The organism is Acidobacteriota bacterium, assembly GCA_016700075.1.
Lineage (GTDB): Bacteria > Acidobacteriota > Blastocatellia > Pyrinomonadales > Pyrinomonadaceae > OLB17.
On record CP065000.1, the window covers coordinates 1771901 to 1789499 of the forward strand.

The following is a 17599-nucleotide window of genomic DNA, read 5'->3' on the forward strand; positions in this document are numbered from 1 at the left end:
CAATTCGGAAAAAGGTTGTATTAACTGAAAATTAATCGTCGTTTTCGGCGGGTTCACGACGCAATGCCCTAATGCGTGAAACCGGTATCAATGCCTCGCTGGAAGAGAATGCCTCGTTGTGGCGGGCAAATTCGGTGGCGTGGGAACGGAGATACGCGAAGAACCGTTCAAATTCGCTCTGCATTTCGGCCATTTTCTCACGCATATTGAGGATGATCTCAACTCCCGCGAGATTGACACCGAGGTCGCGTGTGAGTGAAAGAATTACCTCCAGGCGTTCGAGGTCGCTGTCCTCGAAAAGGCGCGTGTTCCCGTCAGACCGCGAAGGCTTGAGCAACCCTTCGCGCTCATACAGCCTCAGCGTCTGCGGATGTATGTCGTACATCTCCGCAACGGCACTGATGGTGTATGTTTTGACGCGCTTTTTCATAATTGGTCTAGAAAGTCTAGGAAGTCTAGAAAGTCTGGGAAGTAAAAATCAAATTGCTTGTGGACCTCCAAGACTTCCTAGACTTTCGCGACTGTCCCGACTTACTCCAGTCCCATCGCTTTTCGCGGATTGTCGGGATTTAGCTTTTCAAATTGCCTAAGCAGTTCTTTTGTTTCCTCCGATAGTATCCGCGGCAGTGTGATCTTCACCTCGATGAACTGGTCGCCGCGAAGGCTCGGGTTTCGCAGGCTCGGGAAACCGCGTTCTCGCAGTCGGAACTTTTGCCCCGATTCGGTTCCGGACGGGATCTTGAGCTGGGCTTTTCCTTCGACGGTCGGAACCTCGATCTTCGTTCCCAGAGCCGCTTCCGACACGGTTATCGGAACCGTTACATACACGTTGTCGCCCTTGCGTGTCAGGAATGGGTGTTTTCCGACATTCGTCAAAATGAACAGATCGCCGGGCTCCGCTCCCAAACGCCCGCCGTGGCCTCTTTTCGGGATACGGACACGCGAACCTGTATCGACGCCCGCAGGAATACGTACCTTGACCTGCTCGGTCTTTGGCGTCGTACCCTTTCCGTTACACAGCGAACACGGTTGACGCCGTCGGCCCGTTCCCTCGCAGTCCGGGCAGCCCTGCGAAAACTGCAGCCTGCCGCCGGTACGCATCACCTGGCCTGTTCCCTTGCACGATGAACACTGAACGACGGGTCCGCCGGTGTCGCCCGCTCCCTGACAACGCGAACACTGCTCAGAACGATTGACGGTTATATTTGTCGTAAGCCCTGAGAATGCCTCTTCGAAACTCAAAGCGAGCGGCATCTCTATATCGCGGCCGCGTTTCGGCAAGGGCCGCGGCGGCTCCGGCTGGGCTTTGGCACCGCCGCTGCCACCGAAAAGATCTGAGAAGATATCGCGAAAGCTCGATCCGCTGCTCGTCGACGTACCCGGATCCCATGAGAATCCCGAGAAATCAAAGCCGGCGGCACCGCCCGCCGCACCGGCGGAAGCTCCAAAAGGAGAATCGGGGTCGAGGTTGTCCGCGTAGTAGCCGAACCGGTCAAATACCTTCCGTTTCTTGTCATCGGAAAGTACATCGTAGGCTTCCTGCACTTCTTTGAATTTGTCTTCCGAAGCTTTGTCGCCGGGATTCACGTCAGGATGAAACTTACGCGCTAAACGGCGATAGGCTTTCTTGATCTCGTCAGCCTTAGCATCCTTTTTGACACCGAGAATTTTGTAATAGTCCTTTTTCGCCATGCGGTAATGAGAGCCAAACGCGAGTCTTGCCTATTCTACGAATGTTCGGCGGACAATCAAAAGCGGCGGCAGTGAACGGCTGCTCACTGTCCGCCGCTCACTGCCTGCCGGACAATTAGTCCTTCTTCTCTTCTTCGACGTCAACGTACTCAGCATCGATCACGTTGTCGTCCGATGCGGCACCCGACGAGTCGCCTTCGGCACCCGCAGATGCAGATGATGCCTGCTCCGAAGTACCCGCATCGTCACCGCCTGCCGCGGTCTGGCTGTAAAGAACCTCGGCCAGCTTGTGCGAAGCGGACTGCAAACGCTCGAACGCATTGTTCATAGCATCTACATCCTCACCGCCGAGAGCGGTTTTGGCGTCGCTGATGGCCGATTCGATGTCGCCGGACGCGGCGGCGTCGAGTTTGTCCTTGTGCTCGCTCAGCGATTTTTCGACGCTGTAAACGAGGCCGTCCAGACGGTTGCGTGCCTCGATGGCCGCTTTTTTCTTCTCGTCCTCTTCCGAGTGCGATTCGGCGTCCTTCATCATCTTGTCGATCTCTTCTTTCGAGAGGCCCGACGAAGCTGTGATCGTTATCTTCTGCTCGCGGCCCGTGCCGACGTCCTTTGCCGAAACGTTCACGATGCCGTTTGCGTCGATGTCAAAGGTCACCTCGACCTGAGGAACACCGCGTGGTGCGGGCGGAATACCGACCAAGTGGAACTTGCCGAGCGTCTTGTTGTCGGCTGCCATCGGCCGCTCGCCCTGCAGAACGTGAACCTCGACACTGGTCTGGTTGTCCGATGCGGTCGAGAATATCTCGCTCTTGCGGGTCGGGATGGTCGTGTTCTTTTGGATCATCGGCGTCATCACGCCGCCCAAGGTCTCGATACCGAGAGAAAGAGGCGTTACGTCCAGAAGCAGGATATCCGTCTTCTCGCCGCCCAGCACGCCGGCCTGAACAGCAGCTCCCAGAGCGACTACCTCGTCAGGATTAACCGACTTGTTCGGCTCTTTGCCGAAATATTCCTTGACCATTTCCTGGACCTTAGGAATACGGGTCGAGCCGCCAACCAGCACGATCTCTTCGATATCTTTCGGCGTCAGGCCGGCATCTTTGATGGCCTGTTCGACAGGCGGCATAAGCCGCTTGAGTATCGGCTCAACGAGCTGTTCGAATTTCGCACGCGTCAGCTTCATCACCAAGTGCTTCGGACCCGATGCATCCGCCGTAATGAAAGGCAGGTTGATCTCGGTTTCCATTGCGCTTGAGAGTTCGACCTTTGCCTTTTCGCCCGCTTCCTTCAAACGCTGAAGCGCCATCTTGTCATTGTGCAGGTCGATGCCCTGATCTTTCTTGAATTCGTCGATGATCCAGCCGACGAGAACTTCGTCAACGTCATCGCCGCCAAGGTGAGTGTCGCCGTTCGTCGATTTCACTTCGACCACGCCTTCGCCGACCTCGAGGATCGAAATGTCGAATGTGCCGCCGCCGAAGTCGAACACCGCTATGATCTCGTCTTTTTTCTTATCAAGGCCGTATGCGAGAGCTGCGGCCGTCGGTTCGTTTACAATACGCAGAACCTCGAGGCCCGCGATCTTGCCCGCATCTTTCGTCGCCTGACGCTGAGCGTCATTAAAATATGCCGGGACCGTGATCACGGCCTGATCGACCTTGCTGCCGAGATAATCTTCAGCAGCCTGCTTCAGCTTTTGCAGCACCATAGCCGAAATTTCCGGTGGGCTGTACTGTTTGCCTTCCGCTGCGATGCGAACGTCGCCGTTCGATGCCTTTTCGACCGAATAAGGCACCTGTTTGATCTCGCCCTGAACTTCGTCGAATTTGCGTCCCATGAAACGCTTGATCGAGTAAAGCGTATTCTCAGGATTAGTGACGGCCTGCCGCTTTGCGACCTGGCCGACCAAACGATTGCCGTCCTTTGTAAAGGCGACCACCGAAGGCGTCGTTCTGCCGCCTTCGCTATTGGTTATAACGATAGGCTCGCCGCCCTCCATCACCGCTACGACCGAATTGGTCGTTCCCAGGTCAATTCCGATTATCTTTCCCATTATCTTGTCTCCAATTAGGTATTATTGCCAATAAACTATTGCTGTTTTGCGGCGTACCGATTCGGGCATGCCACTTGAGCATGGCATTAGAATAATAGTTGAGTGTGTTATTGTCAAGTTGTATTTTATTCGTATTTCTGCTCTGCAAAGCGAAACTATTGAATACATTTGAGCATCGAAACAGCGGTCTGTTATAGTATCGAATTTGGTCGGACCACTTTTACATATATGAAACGAATCTTCTCTATTGTTGCCCTGGCTCTCGCTGTCGGCATTTCGGCCGATCCCGTGATCGGTCAAAACCAAAGATCAAAGGCTGACTACCTGAAGGAAATAGCAGCTTTGTCGAACACGAAGCAGCCGGAAGACGGCCAAAAGGCCTACGAGCTTGCCAAAGAGTTCCTCGCGCGTTTTGGCAACGAAACGAAAGACGCAAATGTCAAAAAGGTCCGTGCCTGGAAAGACGCCTACCGGATGGACCGCTTTTTCGACGCGACGGATGCCCGCAACTACGATAAAGCATTTGCTCTCGGTGCCGAGATCCTCGCAGAAAAGCCGGAAAGTGTCGACGTGATGCTCAATCTTGCATATTCCGGATACATGTCAACAGGCGGCGGCATCCCGAAACACCGTGACGATGCTGTCAAATACGCCCGAAACGCGATGTCGCTGATGGGCGCTGGAAAACTGCCGGAATCATTCGCTCCGTTCAGCAATCAGGCAGAAGCCTCTGCTTACATGCATTTCATCGACGGAAGCCTGTCGATGGAAAAGGAGCCGAAGCAGGCCGCAGAGAATATTTACAAGTCGCTGCAGTACGAGTCGCAGCTGAAGAACGACCCGCTGCCGTATTATCTGATCGCGGCATATTACGAGGATGTTCAGGCATCGCTTTCCTCGGCCTTAAAAGCCAAGGCAGAAAAGAACACGATGTCCGACGCTGAGTTCAAGGCAGAGAACGACAAGGTCGCGAAAGCTATCGATCTTTTGATGGATGCGTACGCCAGGGTGATAAAAAGGGCCGAGGACCAAAAACACCCGAATTTGGGTGAATGGAAGGCTCGTCTGGAACAGATATATGAATTCAAGAACAAGACGAAAGAGGGCCTGCCCGAATTTATGCGGTTTGCGAACACAAGGCCGCTCGCAGACCCGTCAAAGTTCTAAAACGACGACATCCAATATCAGAGCCCTGAAGCGTTAGTCGTTTTGGGGCTTTTCTGTTTCTGCGGCACGCATTAATCTTGCGACGTGGAAGATGTAATGAACGCCTGAAAACACCGCGAAGGCGACAACGGTGGTGTAAACGGTAGGAAGATAAAAGCCGCGAAGCTGCGGATACGTAGCCGCAACGAGGATCATTATCACCGCAACAACCTGAACAAAAGTACTCGCCTTGCCCAGCCATGACGGCACGAAATCGCGAAATCCTGTCATCACCGTGATCGATGCGGCCACCGTTACGATCAGAACATCTCTGCCGATGACGGTAGCCGTTACCCAAAACGGAACGGGAAGAAACCGCGAAACTTCAAGCACACCGGGCCAGGAAAGCATTATAAAAGCCGTGGTCATCAGCAGCTTGTCGGCGATCGGATCGATGATGGTGCCGAGTTCGGATTCTTGTTTAAAACGGCGTGCGACGAAACCGTCGATGCCGTCCGAAACGCCGGCGATCGTAAACAGTACGAGAGCCCAGCCTTCGCGATTATATACGAGCAGGATGGCGAAAAGCGGTATCAGCGCCATCCTAAGAAAGGTCAGCAGATTCGGAATGGTGAGGACCTTCGTTGAAACCTGGGAGTCGCTCATTTTGCGGTCTTGAGTTCGAGAAGCGAGATCTCGGGCGGACATTGATAACGAACCGGGACCACGACCGTGCCGATGCCGCGTGTTATATAAAGCTGCGAACCGCGGTTGCGATGAAGGCCCGCCTTTCGGCGGCGGGGAATGATACCTTTTTCTGCATCGCGAACGCGGATCTGCCCCCCGTGCGTATGTCCGCTCAGCGTCAGATCGACGCCGTAGCGTGCCGCCTCGCGAAAAATGATCGGGTTATGAGCGAGGAGCATCTTCATTTCATCCGGGAATGATCCTAAAAGCGACGCCTTCACGTCCGTTTTACCGACCATGTGATCGTCAACGCCTGCCAGCCAGAACGCCCCGCCTTCGACCTCCAATCGGAAGCCTTCATTCACGAGGAGGTTAATTCCTTCATCTCGAAACGATCGAGTGACAAGCTCGGCATCGGTCCAGTGGTCATGATTTCCGAGACAGGCGTGAACGCCGTGCGGTGCCTTGAGCTGTCCAAGAAGCTCTGCCACGGGAGCAACATATTCGGTATGATGCGAGACGTAATCGCCCGTCAAAACGATCAGGTCAGGATGCAGGCGATTAGTTATCTTCACGACCCGCTCGATATGCTCGACGCCTGTGAACGGACTGTGGTGAATATCCGAAAGGTGAATTATGCGAAAACCGTCCAACTTTCGCGGCAAGCGCTTCAGTTCAATATTGACCCGTTCGAGTGACAGGCTGTTTGCTTCTTCGATGGCCTCTCTGGCCTTTTTCGTCCAATTGTCCGCCAACAAACGCAAAGGCTTTTCCGCCGCAACATAGGCGTTGATGCGGTCACGGAGCTTAACACGTTTTAGGGCGGTTCTTTTCATGAGGGGGCGTGTTGGATTATATCCGCACAATGGCGAGATGACAAACTTTTTCAGGCGGCCGTCAGTTTTAGAAACTTGCGTTTGCCTACCTGCAGCAGCGTTCCCTCACCATCTATCTGAATTTCCGCTGCTGTTGACGACGCTTTCTCGCCGTTAACCTTTACACCGCCCTGTTCGATCAGACGGCGAGCCTCTCCTTTAGATGCAGAGAGTCCGGTATCCGCGAGAAGCTGTGCGAGATTGTACGAGCCCGCGGCAATAATGCGTTCCTCTATTTCGTCGGGGACTTCCTTTTTGACGAAACGCCGGTTGAAATCTTCCTCAGCGGCGTCTGCATCAGCGGCGGAATGAAAATCCGTTATGATGAGCTTAGCCAACTTTACTTTGAGGTTTCGCGGGTTTTCGCCTTTTTCAATTTCAGATCTTAAATCTGAAATATCTGAGGTCGTCAGGTCGGTCAGGAGCTCGTAGTACCGCCACATCAGCTCGTCGGAGATGGACATCACTTTGCCGAACATCTCGCTCGGCGGCTCTTCGATACCGATGTAATTGTTGAGCGATTTCGACATCTTCTGCACGCCGTCGAGCCCTTCGAGCAGCGGCGTCGTAATGATCACCTGCGGCTCCTGCTCGAATTCACGCTGCAGGTTGCGGCCCATCAGCAAATTGAATTTTTGATCGGTGCCGCCGAGCTCAACGTCGGATCCAAGTGCGACGCTGTCATAACCCTGTGTCAGCGGATACAGCAGCTCATGCAGCGATATCGGTTTTTCCTCCTGCATTCGCTTTGTGAAATCGTCGCGTTCGAGTATCTGTTTGACCGTGGTTTTAGCGCAAAGTTTGACGAAATCCGCGGCGGTGAACTTGTCCATCCATTCACCGTTGAAACGGAGCTCGGTCTTTTCCGGATCGAGCAGCTTGAACATCTGCTGCTTGTACGTTTCCGCGTTGGCGTTGACCTCATCGCGTGAGAGCGGCGGCCGCGTCACGTTCTTGCCCGAAGGATCGCCGATCATTCCTGTAAAATCGCCGATCAGAAATATGACCGTGTGGCCGAGGTCTTGAAAGGCCTTCAACTTCCGGATGACGACCGTGTGGCCGAGGTGAATATCCGGCGCCGTCGGATCGAGGCCCAGCTTTACGCGCAAAGGCTTGCCGGTCTTTGCAGAGCGATCAAGCTTTTTGCGGAGGTCTTCCTCGCGGATCAGATCCACCGTGCCTTTCTTAAGAAATTCGATCTGTTCGTCGATCGTCATAGCTTCTAGATTTTAAGGTAAATGCTAATCAGCTACAATCACGTTATGGAAAACAAAGCGGATATGAGGCTAAGTTTCATCGGCTGCGGCGTGATGGCGGAGTCGATCGTTGCAGGACTGCTCAGGAACGGCATTGTAGATGCCGCTCACATATCGGCGAGCCATCCGCGTGAAAACCGCCGTGCCGAGTTAGCAGAAAAACACGGCATCTCTGTTTTCGGCAATAACTCTGAAGCCGCAGGTGCGGTCGCGGGACACGAAAATTCGGCGATCGTGCTGTGCGTTAAGCCGCAGCGGCTGAAAAAGGTGCTTGCTGATCTGGACGGCGTGCTCCATCCAAATGATCTGGTGATCTCGATAATTGCCGGAGCACGTATCGAGCAGCTTGCCGAAGCTCTCGGCACAGCAAAGGTCGTCCGGGCGATGCCCAACACGCCCGCACAGATCGGCGCCGGCATAACGGCGTGGACCTGCACTGAGGCCGTCGGTTCCGAAGACCGTGAGAACGTGAAACGCATTTTGACCGCACTCGGCAAGGAGCTTTTTGTCGAAACCGAAAACATGATCGACATGGCGACGTCGCTTTCAGCGACCGGCCCGACGTACATCTTTATGGTCATGGAAGCGCTGACCGACGCGGGCGTGCATCTCGGTTTCTCACGCGACATGGCAAAAGAGCTTGTCCAGGAAACGATGCTCGGCTCGGTCAAATTTGCGATGGCCTCGCACAAACACCCCGCCGAACTTCGCAATATGGTCACATCGCCCGGCGGAACGTCAGCCGAAGCCATCTATCAAATGGAAAAAGGCACGCTGCGTACAGTGCTGTCAAAAGCCGTCTATGCCGCCTACAAACGCGCGGTCGATCTGGGTAAAAAGCAAAATTAGCCGCTTCGGCGGAGCGTGAAACGCCAGATCATGCGGCTACGATTTTCGTCAAAGACATATTTCCCGTCCGCAACGAACCAGTAACCCATGAACTGCCATCGGTTCACGCCGAGTTTGCAAAAGAGCGGGACCTCATGGCCGGTCTCGGCAGCGTCGAGCAATGCACGGTTCTGTGCATCGAGTTTCTGATCGCCGCGGCGGCCGTTGCCGGTGTAAAGAATGGTGTTCTCGCCGCCGGCGTGGTGATCCGGATAGCAGGGATTTATCTTTCCGAGATCGGTGAGCAGCGAAACGAGCCGCCCGCGGCTCTGATAAATTCCGATGCGGACGCGATGAACGCGGCTTACCTCAGCCCATGAAAAGACCCGTCCGGCATCTTCATGCGTGAACGGGTATTCTGCGGACATATGCTTTAGATGTCAGGAATTCGGCACGGCGTTCAGCGCCTCATCGACGACTCGGCGAAATGCCAAACCGTCGCCCGATACGCCGACCTCGACGATGCTTTCGGGTTCGAGGTCGCCTTGAATGAGAGCTTCCGAAAGTTCGTCCTCGACATATCGCTGGAGTGCACGCTTGAGCGGCCGTGCACCATATTTGCGGTCGGCACAGGTTTTGTCGATAAGCCAGCGGCGAGCGTCTTCGCTCAATAGAACATGGATGCTGCGGCCGGCGGTGATCAGATTTAGCCGTGCGACCTGCAGGTCAAGTATCTTGTAGAGGTCCTCGTCGGTCAGTTCATCAAAGATGATCATCTCGTCGAGGCGATTGATAAATTCCGGTGCGAACATTCGCTTGACCTCAGACATCACCTCGCTTTCGGCCCGTTCGCGGTTCGCAGACGAACTCGCCTGAAACCCGAGCGATGCCGTCTTTTGGATCGCACGAGCACCGAGATTTGAGGTCATTATGAAGATCGCATTTTTGCAATCGACCGTCTGGCCCGTTGCGTCCGTCAGTACACCATCCTCAAAAACCTGCAGCATCACATTGAAAAGGTCGGGATGAGCTTTTTCGATCTCGTCAAAAAGCACGACGGAATACGGCGAGCGACGTAGCTTTTCGGTCAACTGTCCGCCTTCGTCATGGCCGACGTATCCCGGCGGCGAGCCGATGAATTTCGAGACGGAATGTTTTTCCATGAATTCGCTCATATCAAAGCGAATTAGCGAACGTTCCGAACCGAAAAGGAATTCAGCGAGCGTACGCGCGACCTCTGTTTTTCCGACGCCGGTCGGCCCGAGGAAAAGGAACGAACCAACTGGCCGTCCGGGATTTTTCAGGCCGGCACGAGAGCGGCGAATCGCCCGTGCGAGAGCCGAGATCGCGGGACGCTGCGAGATGATGCGTTCGTGCAGAGCAGTTTCGATGCCGAGCAGTTTCTCGGCCTCTTCCTGCTTCACGGATGAAACGGGCACGCCGGTCCAGCGTGCGATCACGGCATCGACGTCGTCCTTGGTCACCTCGACCGCGGCGAAAGAATCTTCGAGCGAACGCAGCTCGTACGATATAAGCTGATCCTCATTCGCCGACGCACGTTTCCAATTCTCGACCGTCTCTTTCCACGAAGGCTCGCCGCGGTTTTCTTGGTTGTGCCGCAGTTTCGCACGGGCTCCGGCTTCGTCCAGAACGTCGATAGCTTTGTCCGGCAAAAAACGGTCAGGAATATAACGGTTCGATTGCTTGACCGCAGCGGTCAACGCATCGGCGGTGTATCGGATCTGGTGAAACGCTTCGTAGCGTTCGACCACACCGCGAATGATCTCGATCGCCTGTTCCTCGGTCGGCGGCTCGACCTTTACTGCCTGAAAGCGGCGTTCCAACGCACGGTCCTTTTCGATATATTTTCTGAATTCCGTAGGCGTGGTCGCGCCGATACACTGTATCTCGCCGCGGGAAAGAGCCGGTTTCAGGATGTTCGCGGCGTCGAGCGTCCCTTCGGCTGAGCCTGCTCCGACGAGCGTGTGCAGTTCGTCGATGAAGACGATGTTGTCGCGGTTCTCCTTCAGCTCCGACATTATCTTTTTCAGCCGCTCTTCAAATTGGCCGCGATATTTCGTGCCCGCGACAATAAGCGAAAGATCGAGCGAAAGAACGCGCTTTTTCTCAAGGAACGACGGGACTTCGCGGTCTACGATACGCTGTGCGAGGCCCTCGATGATGGCCGTTTTGCCGACGCCTGCCTCGCCGATCAGAACAGGATTGTTCTTCGTTCTGCGGCAGAGGATCTCGATTATTCGCTCAAGCTCGGGGTCGCGGCCGACCAGCGGATCGAGTTTGCCTGCGGCGGCGTCTGCGGTGAGGTCGCGTGTGTATTCTGCCAGTCCGGCCGGTTTCGCGGTATCGGCTCCGGCGGCGAGCACGCCCGGAATTCCGCTCTGCCGCATCATCTCGTCGCGTATGTCCTGCAGGCGTATGCCGTAGCCGAACAGTATTTCTGCAGCTATCGAACGCTCCTCGCGGACAATGCCCAAAAGAACATGTTCGGGGCCGATGTGTCGGTTCTTCAACTGGCGGCTTTCTTCGTTAGCGTAGAAAAGTATCTGTTTGGTCGCGGCGGAAAGGTGGAGTTCGGAGCTCTGCGGTTTACGGTCGCGGACGACAATGCGTTCCTCGACCTCGCGGCGCATCGTGTCAACGGTCAGTGAGTGTTTGAATGGCAGGAACTTGGCGGCGAGCGACTTGTCCTCGCGCATCAGCCCAAGGAGAATGTGCTCCGGCGCAATGACGGGCGAGCCGTACTGCAATGCCTCGTAACGTGCGAAAAAGATCACTCTCCGCGACCTTTCCGTGTAGCGTTCAAACATAAAGATCGATCCCGCGGCCTTTCGTTATACGCGCCATTATAACGAAAAACCGGCCTTCGGCGTAGAATTGCTCAAATAAAGCGAAACGAGCTTGTTTTTGTAATAGTTACAAAGCCCTTTGGAATCCACAACAAAGGCCTGAGAAATAACAAAAAATCGAAAAAACTCCTTGGTTGGTCAATTCAGCGAGCCGGAGCGAGTGTCGATGGTCAGATCGTCGTCGGAAATTATCTCGCGTACCAGCGGTTCGTCCTTTGAGGTGATACTGCGGAGCGCCTTTCCCGCGGGGGCAAGTTCTACCCGCGAAGTGATAACACGCGATACGCGCCGAGGCAGGAATTTGGGTGCGATGTTGGCTATCGAATCCGCCAAAGCTACGATGTCGCCGCCGCCCGGCCAATGCTGCCTGACGACCGTATCGTCGGTCCTGTTTATCAGCCTAAGCAGCGTCAAAGCTACGACATACAGGTCGTCCACCTGACCGATAAAAGGGAAAATATCCGGAATGAGGTCGATCGGCGAAATGACATAAACGATCGCCGCAACGAAAAGCGCTTTTTCTGCGGTTGGAACGCGGCCGTCCTTTAGCATACGCCCCAGCAGCAAGACGAGGTTTGGCAAAAACATCAAAAAGCCGCGCATACGGGCTTTCAGTTCGCCGCGTTCGCGTCGCGGTTTCGGCGCCGCCGGTGCTTTCTCTTTTGCTTTTACTGCCTTTGTACTCATCGCTATTCTCCCAAGTCTAAAAACAACCCGAGCTTTGTGCAAGTTTCGATGCCGCGGGTTGTATGGTAAATTCATTTCATCCGCTGCCCGAAGTGTATCGGAAACGCATCGAATGATCCTCGAAAACATCCGCCAACGTGCTGCCGCTGATCCTCAGCACATAATTCTGCCCGAGGGCGACGACCCGCGTACGCTGCAGGCGGCGGAGATGTGCGTCCGAAATTCGATAGCGAAGATAACCGTCATCGGCAACGAAGAAAAACTTCGCAGCCTAGCTGCAGAGTGCGGGGCGAACCTGAACGGCGTCACAATTTTAGATCATCGAGCATCTCATCAAGATCACGGCAAGATGGCTCATTTGTATCATCAGCTTCGCCGTGCAAAAGGCGTCACGCTGGAAGAAGCCGAGCAGGCCGTCAAAGATCCACTCTATTACGGGAACCTTTTGGTCAGAGAAGGCCACGCCAACGGCTCGGTCGCGGGAGCGACGAATACCACGGCCCACACTGTAGCTGCGGCACTCAGATGCATCGGCGTAAAGGCGGGATTTAAGACCGTATCAAGCTTTTTCCTAATGGTCGTGCCGGACAAAAAATTCGGCGAACGCGGAGCGATGATCTACGCCGATTGCGGCGTCGTTATCGACCCTGACTCGTCAGAACTTGCCGAGATCGCTCTTGCATCCGCCGAATCATGCCGTGCTCTCCTGCAGGTCGAACCGCGTGTCGCGATGCTGTCGTTCTCGACAAAGGGAAGTGCAAAGCATCAGCTGATCGACAAGGTCATCGAAGCCACAAAAACCGTCAAGGCCCGCATGCCCGATCTCACAATCGACGGCGAACTGCAGGCAGACGCCGCTCTTGTTCAATCGGTTGCCGCGTCAAAAGCACCCGGCTCGCCGGTCGGCGGAAAGGCAAATGTGCTCGTCTTCCCCGACCTAAACGCCGGTAACATCGCCTACAAACTAACCGAACGCCTCACCGGCGGCACCGCCATCGGCCCGATCCTCCAAGGCCTCGACCGCCCGTGCAACGACCTCTCCCGCGGCTGCAAAGCCGAAGACATTGTCGATGCCGTCGCGATCACCGCAGTTCAGTCGCAGGCACGTAAAGCTACCTGATTCTGCTCAATTTTCCAACGACTTTAGGCATTCGCTGAGAGTAGTGATGAGTTTGGGGATATAATTCTCTCTGATACCCCAGACGATCTCGAAGTCAATTCCGAAATAGTCATGCCTTCCGTATATCCAATGATCTTATCCGCCGCATCGAGGATATCCACTATCAGTAGCTTTGGGCTGCGGTCAGACATATTGAAGATCGCCCTTTATCTTCTCAAAATATTTGGGTTTGATGCCCTTTCGGGAGACGAGGTCAACGCGGCGTCCGAGCAGCCGCTCAAGATAGTTGGCGAGATCGACGAACTCGATGCCGACCGGTTCGGTGAATTCAACTAGAATATCGATATCGCTATCACTGCGCTGTTCATTTCGGGCGTATGAGCCGAAAACGGCTAGGTTTTTCACGTGAAACTTGGTCAAGAGTTCAGGCTTGCTAGTATAAAGGACTTCACGAATATCATCTATGCTTGACATACTTTTCAACTCGAACTTTAACAGAACTACGCAACAGTCTTCAATGAAATTTGACTCGGCTTACCGCAAGGCTAGTTCAGCTTTCGTTTCGCGAGATCGAACCTTTCGCCTGCCTTCAAAAAGTAAACTGCCATCCCGTGCTTTACCTTTTTTGCATCGACGAACATCACTTGGGTCGGGCCGGCGACGGTTAAGTTGCGATTGTCTTCGATGAGGACGGCTGTGTCCTCGTCGATGCCGATGCCGAGATAATTCGGATTGACCTCGATCAGGCCGAACAGTCGATTGTGACGCTGACGGACAAGGAAATGCTGATCGAAAATTACGTTTGGAATTAGCCCTAGGCCCTTACGAACGCCGACTTGTTTGCCGTCGAGAATTTTCAGGTCCGCGTCGCCGGTCATCATCGGGTCGGACATCGCGGCGGCACCGGCGCTCGTGCCGCCAAAAGGAACGCCTTTGTTATAGCGTTCGCGTATTATCTTGAGAAGCTCACCGTCCGCGAGCACGTCCATGATTCGGTTCTGGTCGCCGCCGGAAAAGAAAACGCCTGTCGCTTTCGAGATCTGATCGAGAAAAGCTGCGCGCCTTTCGGCATCGAGTGGACGCATCGCCGCGTGAATGACGTTTGCGGCACCGCCTGCGGTCAGGTCGCGTTTCAGGCCTTCGAAATTCTCCTCCGGAACCTCGCTCGCCCATGTGATCACGAGGATGTTCGACCTTTCACCGCCGCTCCATTCGACAAATTTTTTCATCGCATCGGGCGGACGTTTGCCGCCGCCGATCACGAGCAGACGCTGCTGTGCGACAGCCGCCGCCGAAAGCAGCAATACGGCGACGAATGCCGCCGCTAGATGTTTCTTCAATAACCTGTTTCCTCTCATAAATTCTTTCAATAGACCGACGGTTCGCCGGGCGGTCGCGTTTTCCAACGCCGATGTATCCACATCCATTGCTCCGGATATTGGCGTATGAATTTTTCCATTTCGAGCGTGAATCTCGCGGTCGTTTCGCGAATATCGTGTTCGCGGTCACCCGTATTTTCGGGCACGATGATCTCGCCGCGGATCATTCGATATTTATCTTTGTCCCGATCATACACACAAACGGCGGGATAAATGACCGCACGGGAGCGTGTCGCGATGGTCGCTGCACCGGCAGACGTGCACGCCGGCACGCCAAAGAAAGGCACGAAAACACCTTCACGCGGATGCGTATTAACGTCCGCCAAAATGCCGAGTATGCCGCCATCGCGAACGAGTTTTATCGCGGTCATCGCGGAAAATGCCTTGTTTATCGGCCGGTTGCCGAAACGGTCTCGGCGTGCGTTCAACATCGCGTCGATCTTCGGATTATCAAGCGGGCGGGCGAGATAGCTGATGGGCTGAAACGCGGCTGCAAAGCCCAGCACGAACATCTCCCAGTTGCCGAAATGCCCCGTCGTGATTACGACTCCTTGCCCCTCTTCGCGGTTTCGGCGATAGAGTTCCCGCGTCTCATCGTCCATGTCGAATTCGACCTTCTCCGCAAAACGCTCTTTTGAATATTTGTGATTTTGCGAAAGCTCGCCGAGTACGCGTCCTAGGTTTTCCAGAGAACCGGCGAGTATCTCTCGCCGTTCATCGACACTTTTTTCGGGAAACGCGATCTCAAGATTACGCATTCCGGTTTTTCGCAGATTCTTCAGCAAAGTCGGCAGGAGCCGCATCAACGCCACACAGAAACCGATCGCCGCGCGGCGCGGCAGCAGCCCAAGCAGGGCAAACACCGTGCGTGCGGCCGCGTATTCCACGTTGATGAGCAGTTTTCCTTTCTTTGCCACAACCTTTTCGAGACTCATTAGACTTTAAATTCCCGCACCGCCGAATTCAATTTTCCTGCCGCGAAAACTCTTACAAAACTCTTACAATCGACGCCCGCAAAACCTGTTAGCCTCAATAATAGGAAACCTGTTCAATAGGTTCCGGGACAAAATTTCAGGAGATCTAGATGGAAAATATCGTTCGGTTGGATGAGGCAAGAAAGAAGAGAATTCATTGGGACACGATTATCATCGTAGCAGTGTTTCACTTGGTGGCGGTGGCGGCGTTCTTCACATTTTCATGGGCGAATCTCACGGCTCTGCTGATCGTGTGGTGGATCTCAGGCAGTCTCGGCATAGGGCTGGGATATCACCGTCTGCTGACGCATCGCGGGTTCAAAACACCGCGTTGGGTGGAACGAACACTCGCTACATTCGGCACTCTCGCTCTGCAATCGGGCCCGATAGCTTGGGTGACGACGCACCGCCTGCATCACGCGTTCACCGACACGGACAAAGATCCGCACAGCCCTCGCAACGGCGTCATCTGGTCTCACATCGGCTGGATATTTTCGGGCACGGCACAGCGGCAGCCCGATGCTGTCGTCAAGAAATATGCTCCTGATCTGCTTCGCGATCCATATCTCGGATTTCTCGATCGCCACTATTATCTGACATCGGTCGTCGCCGCAGGTATCTTGTTTTTGGTCGGCGGCTGGACGATGGTCGTCTGGGGCATCTTCCTCAGAACCGTCATGCTCTGGCATTTCACGTGGCTCGTAAATTCCGCCACGCACCTGTGGGGAACGACCCGTTTCGAGACGACCGACGATTCGCGGAACAACGGCTTCATCGCGGCTCTCACATTCGGCGAAGGCTGGCACAACAATCACCATGCGTATCCGCGTTCGGCCCGTCACGGACTCACCAGCCGCGAGTTCGACATCAATTGGGTGCAGATACGCATCTTAGAACGCCTCGGCCTCGCGACAGATATTTACGCGATGGACCTCGACGCGAAAGAAGCCCGCGTTTATAAGAAAGCTGCCTAAAGTGAAAGGGTGAAAGAGCCGGAAATGTGAAAAAGAGGTCGCCTGCAATGAGCGGCCTTTTCACTTTTTTCACTTTTTCACCTTCTCACCTTTTCACTCTTTCGCTTTTCCCCCTCTTTCACCTTTTCACGTTCCCACGTTGCCACCTTTCCGCGTTTTCCCGTCTAATTGAATCATGCGGCGGCGTAAGACAGCTATCTTCTTTCTCGTACTGGGGATCAGCCTGTCTGCGCTGGCGATCGCCCTGAACGTCGGCTGGATCATCCTGAATCTGCGCGAGGCGGCGCTGCTGATATTTGGGGTCATCTTTTTCGCCTTAATAATCACGGGCCTGATACTCAACACTATCTTCCTGATACGCGAGATACGCCGAAACGAACAGCACGATGCATTCCTCAACGCCGTCACCCACGAACTGAAAACGCCGCTGGCTTCTATACGGCTTTATCTAGACACATTGCGCACACGCGAGCCCGACGCCGCGAAACGCCGCGAGTTTTACGACATAATGAAAGAGGACAGCGAACGCTTGCTCGGCACGGTCGAACAAGTGCTGTTAGCGAGCCGCACGCGTGAAAAGGGCCGTCTGATCGACCGGGAAATACTCTCATTATCGGAACTGATCGAAGAGAGCATCGCCTTCATCCGCGGCCGCCGCGGCCTGAGCGAAGAAGCGATGCGATTCGTGCCGCCGCCCGTTGAGATTGAGGTTTTGGGTGACCGGGAAGAACTGCGGTCGGCCCTGGGGAACATTCTCGACAACGCAGTGAAATATTCCGGCGACGAGCCGCGTGTGACCGTAACCCTGACCGCACGTGAACGCGGCCTTGCGGAAATTTCGGTAGCAGACAATGGTGTTGGCATTCCGCCGGCCGACCTGAAGCGTGTTTTCAAAAGGTTTTACCGCGTGCCGGGGCGCGCAGGTGTCAAGGGTACGGGTTTGGGACTGGCGATCGTGCAGGCGATCGTAGAAAAACATGGCGGCCGCGTCACAGCCGAGAGCCGCGGAACCGGTAAGGGAAGCACGTTCACGATAACGCTGCCGCGAGCCTGAATCG

17 protein-coding genes are annotated in these 17599 nt (G+C 54.6%); 5 read left to right on the forward strand and 12 right to left on the reverse strand.

Annotation, left to right across the window (positions count from 1 at the left end):
• Window positions 1-31: 31 nt before the first annotated feature.
• The 3 genes from IPM50_07950 to dnaK form a co-directional block, all read right to left on the reverse strand.
• Complete coding sequence (locus IPM50_07950) at window positions 32-430, reverse strand: helix-turn-helix transcriptional regulator (protein ID QQS31619.1); 399 nt, start codon at window positions 428-430, stop codon at window positions 32-34.
• A gap of 101 nt (window positions 431-531) precedes the next feature.
• A complete protein-coding gene (dnaJ, locus tag IPM50_07955) occupies window positions 532-1692 on the reverse strand; it encodes a molecular chaperone DnaJ (GenBank protein QQS31620.1) in 1161 nt (386 codons plus the stop codon).
• A gap of 115 nt (window positions 1693-1807) precedes the next feature.
• Window positions 1808-3748: a molecular chaperone DnaK gene (gene dnaK, locus IPM50_07960; GenBank protein ID QQS31621.1), complete on the reverse strand. Its 1941-nt coding sequence runs from the start codon at window positions 3746-3748 to the stop codon at window positions 1808-1810.
• 228 nt (window positions 3749-3976) lie between these two features.
• Between dnaK and IPM50_07965 the strand changes: the two genes are divergently transcribed.
• Entirely contained in the window at window positions 3977-4915 is a 939-nt protein-coding gene (locus tag IPM50_07965; GenBank protein QQS31622.1) for a hypothetical protein, read from the forward strand.
• A 33-nt stretch (window positions 4916-4948) separates the two neighbouring features.
• On the opposite strand, the gene IPM50_07970 is transcribed toward IPM50_07965, so the two are convergent.
• From IPM50_07970 to IPM50_07980, 3 genes are read right to left on the reverse strand one after another with little or no spacing between them, the layout of a single operon-like run.
• A complete protein-coding gene (locus tag IPM50_07970) occupies window positions 4949-5560 on the reverse strand; it encodes a CDP-alcohol phosphatidyltransferase family protein (protein QQS31623.1) in 612 nt (203 codons plus the stop codon).
• On the reverse strand, window positions 5557-6417 hold the full coding sequence (locus IPM50_07975; protein QQS31624.1) for a metallophosphoesterase: 861 nt from the start codon (window positions 6415-6417) through the stop codon (window positions 5557-5559). Before IPM50_07975 ends, IPM50_07970 begins: the two co-directional genes overlap by 4 nt.
• A gap of 50 nt (window positions 6418-6467) precedes the next feature.
• Window positions 6468-7673: a tyrosine--tRNA ligase gene (locus tag IPM50_07980; protein QQS31625.1), complete on the reverse strand. Its 1206-nt coding sequence runs from the start codon at window positions 7671-7673 to the stop codon at window positions 6468-6470.
• 45 nt (window positions 7674-7718) lie between these two features.
• Here IPM50_07980 and IPM50_07985 point away from each other — a divergent pair, with 45 nt between their 5' ends.
• Window positions 7719-8561, forward strand: coding sequence for a pyrroline-5-carboxylate reductase (locus tag IPM50_07985; GenBank protein ID QQS31626.1), 843 nt, complete (start codon window positions 7719-7721; stop codon window positions 8559-8561).
• Here the strand turns inward: IPM50_07985 and IPM50_07990 are convergent.
• The 3 genes from IPM50_07990 to IPM50_08000 all read right to left on the reverse strand — a co-directional run bounded on the left by IPM50_07990 (window position 8558) and on the right by IPM50_08000 (window position 12094).
• Window positions 8558-8968: a hypothetical protein gene (locus IPM50_07990; GenBank protein ID QQS31627.1), complete on the reverse strand. Its 411-nt coding sequence runs from the start codon at window positions 8966-8968 to the stop codon at window positions 8558-8560. The genes IPM50_07985 and IPM50_07990 overlap by 4 nt on opposite strands.
• A gap of 12 nt (window positions 8969-8980) precedes the next feature.
• Window positions 8981-11368 carry an ATP-dependent Clp protease ATP-binding subunit gene (locus IPM50_07995; GenBank protein ID QQS31628.1) on the reverse strand — a complete coding sequence of 796 codons (2388 nt, stop codon included), beginning with the start codon at window positions 11366-11368 and terminating at the stop codon, window positions 8981-8983.
• A 177-nt stretch (window positions 11369-11545) separates the two neighbouring features.
• Entirely contained in the window at window positions 11546-12094 is a 549-nt protein-coding gene (locus IPM50_08000) for a DUF1232 domain-containing protein (protein ID QQS31629.1), read from the reverse strand.
• Window positions 12095-12206: 112 nt separating this feature from the next.
• Between IPM50_08000 and pta the strand changes: the two genes are divergently transcribed.
• Entirely contained in the window at window positions 12207-13214 is a 1008-nt protein-coding gene (pta, locus tag IPM50_08005; protein QQS31630.1) for a phosphate acetyltransferase, read from the forward strand.
• A 183-nt stretch (window positions 13215-13397) separates the two neighbouring features.
• On the opposite strand, the gene IPM50_08010 is transcribed toward pta, so the two are convergent.
• From IPM50_08010 to IPM50_08020, 3 genes are all read right to left on the reverse strand, one after another.
• The gene (locus IPM50_08010; protein QQS31631.1) at window positions 13398-13688 is read right to left on the reverse strand and encodes a nucleotidyltransferase family protein; all 291 of its coding nucleotides are present in this window, start codon (window positions 13686-13688) and stop codon (window positions 13398-13400) included.
• 71 nt (window positions 13689-13759) lie between these two features.
• Window positions 13760-14554: a cyanophycinase gene (locus IPM50_08015; GenBank protein QQS31632.1), complete on the reverse strand. Its 795-nt coding sequence runs from the start codon at window positions 14552-14554 to the stop codon at window positions 13760-13762.
• A gap of 26 nt (window positions 14555-14580) precedes the next feature.
• The gene (locus IPM50_08020; protein ID QQS31633.1) at window positions 14581-15528 is read right to left on the reverse strand and encodes a lysophospholipid acyltransferase family protein; all 948 of its coding nucleotides are present in this window, start codon (window positions 15526-15528) and stop codon (window positions 14581-14583) included.
• Window positions 15529-15677: 149 nt separating this feature from the next.
• On the opposite strand from IPM50_08020, the gene IPM50_08025 reads away from it, so the two are divergent.
• The gene (locus tag IPM50_08025) at window positions 15678-16541 is read left to right on the forward strand and encodes a fatty acid desaturase (protein ID QQS31634.1); all 864 of its coding nucleotides are present in this window, start codon (window positions 15678-15680) and stop codon (window positions 16539-16541) included.
• 175 nt (window positions 16542-16716) lie between these two features.
• Window positions 16717-17595 carry a HAMP domain-containing histidine kinase gene (locus IPM50_08030; protein QQS31635.1) on the forward strand — a complete coding sequence of 293 codons (879 nt, stop codon included), beginning with the start codon at window positions 16717-16719 and terminating at the stop codon, window positions 17593-17595.
• Window positions 17596-17599: the final 4 nt, after the last annotated feature.

Coding starts and splice junctions, on each gene's coding strand:
- IPM50_07975 (QQS31624.1), bottom strand. CDS start 6,417: ATGAAAAGAACCGCCCTAAAACGTGTTAAGCTCCGTGACCGCATCAAC.
- IPM50_08030 (QQS31635.1), top strand. CDS start 16,717: ATGCGGCGGCGTAAGACAGCTATCTTCTTTCTCGTACTGGGGATCAGC.
- IPM50_07990 (QQS31627.1), bottom strand. CDS start 8,968: ATGTCCGCAGAATACCCGTTCACGCATGAAGATGCCGGACGGGTCTTT.
- dnaJ (QQS31620.1), bottom strand. CDS start 1,692: ATGGCGAAAAAGGACTATTACAAAATTCTCGGTGTCAAAAAGGATGCT.
- IPM50_07995 (QQS31628.1), bottom strand. CDS start 11,368: ATGTTTGAACGCTACACGGAAAGGTCGCGGAGAGTGATCTTTTTCGCA.
- IPM50_08010 (QQS31631.1), bottom strand. CDS start 13,688: ATGTCAAGCATAGATGATATTCGTGAAGTCCTTTATACTAGCAAGCCT.
- dnaK (QQS31621.1), bottom strand. CDS start 3,748: ATGGGAAAGATAATCGGAATTGACCTGGGAACGACCAATTCGGTCGTA.
- IPM50_08000 (QQS31629.1), bottom strand. CDS start 12,094: ATGAGTACAAAGGCAGTAAAAGCAAAAGAGAAAGCACCGGCGGCGCCG.
- IPM50_07970 (QQS31623.1), bottom strand. CDS start 5,560: ATGAGCGACTCCCAGGTTTCAACGAAGGTCCTCACCATTCCGAATCTG.
- pta (QQS31630.1), top strand. CDS start 12,207: ATGATCCTCGAAAACATCCGCCAACGTGCTGCCGCTGATCCTCAGCAC.
- IPM50_08025 (QQS31634.1), top strand. CDS start 15,678: ATGGAAAATATCGTTCGGTTGGATGAGGCAAGAAAGAAGAGAATTCAT.
- IPM50_07985 (QQS31626.1), top strand. CDS start 7,719: ATGGAAAACAAAGCGGATATGAGGCTAAGTTTCATCGGCTGCGGCGTG.
- IPM50_07950 (QQS31619.1), bottom strand. CDS start 430: ATGAAAAAGCGCGTCAAAACATACACCATCAGTGCCGTTGCGGAGATG.
- IPM50_07965 (QQS31622.1), top strand. CDS start 3,977: ATGAAACGAATCTTCTCTATTGTTGCCCTGGCTCTCGCTGTCGGCATT.
- IPM50_08020 (QQS31633.1), bottom strand. CDS start 15,528: ATGAGTCTCGAAAAGGTTGTGGCAAAGAAAGGAAAACTGCTCATCAAC.
- IPM50_07980 (QQS31625.1), bottom strand. CDS start 7,673: ATGACGATCGACGAACAGATCGAATTTCTTAAGAAAGGCACGGTGGAT.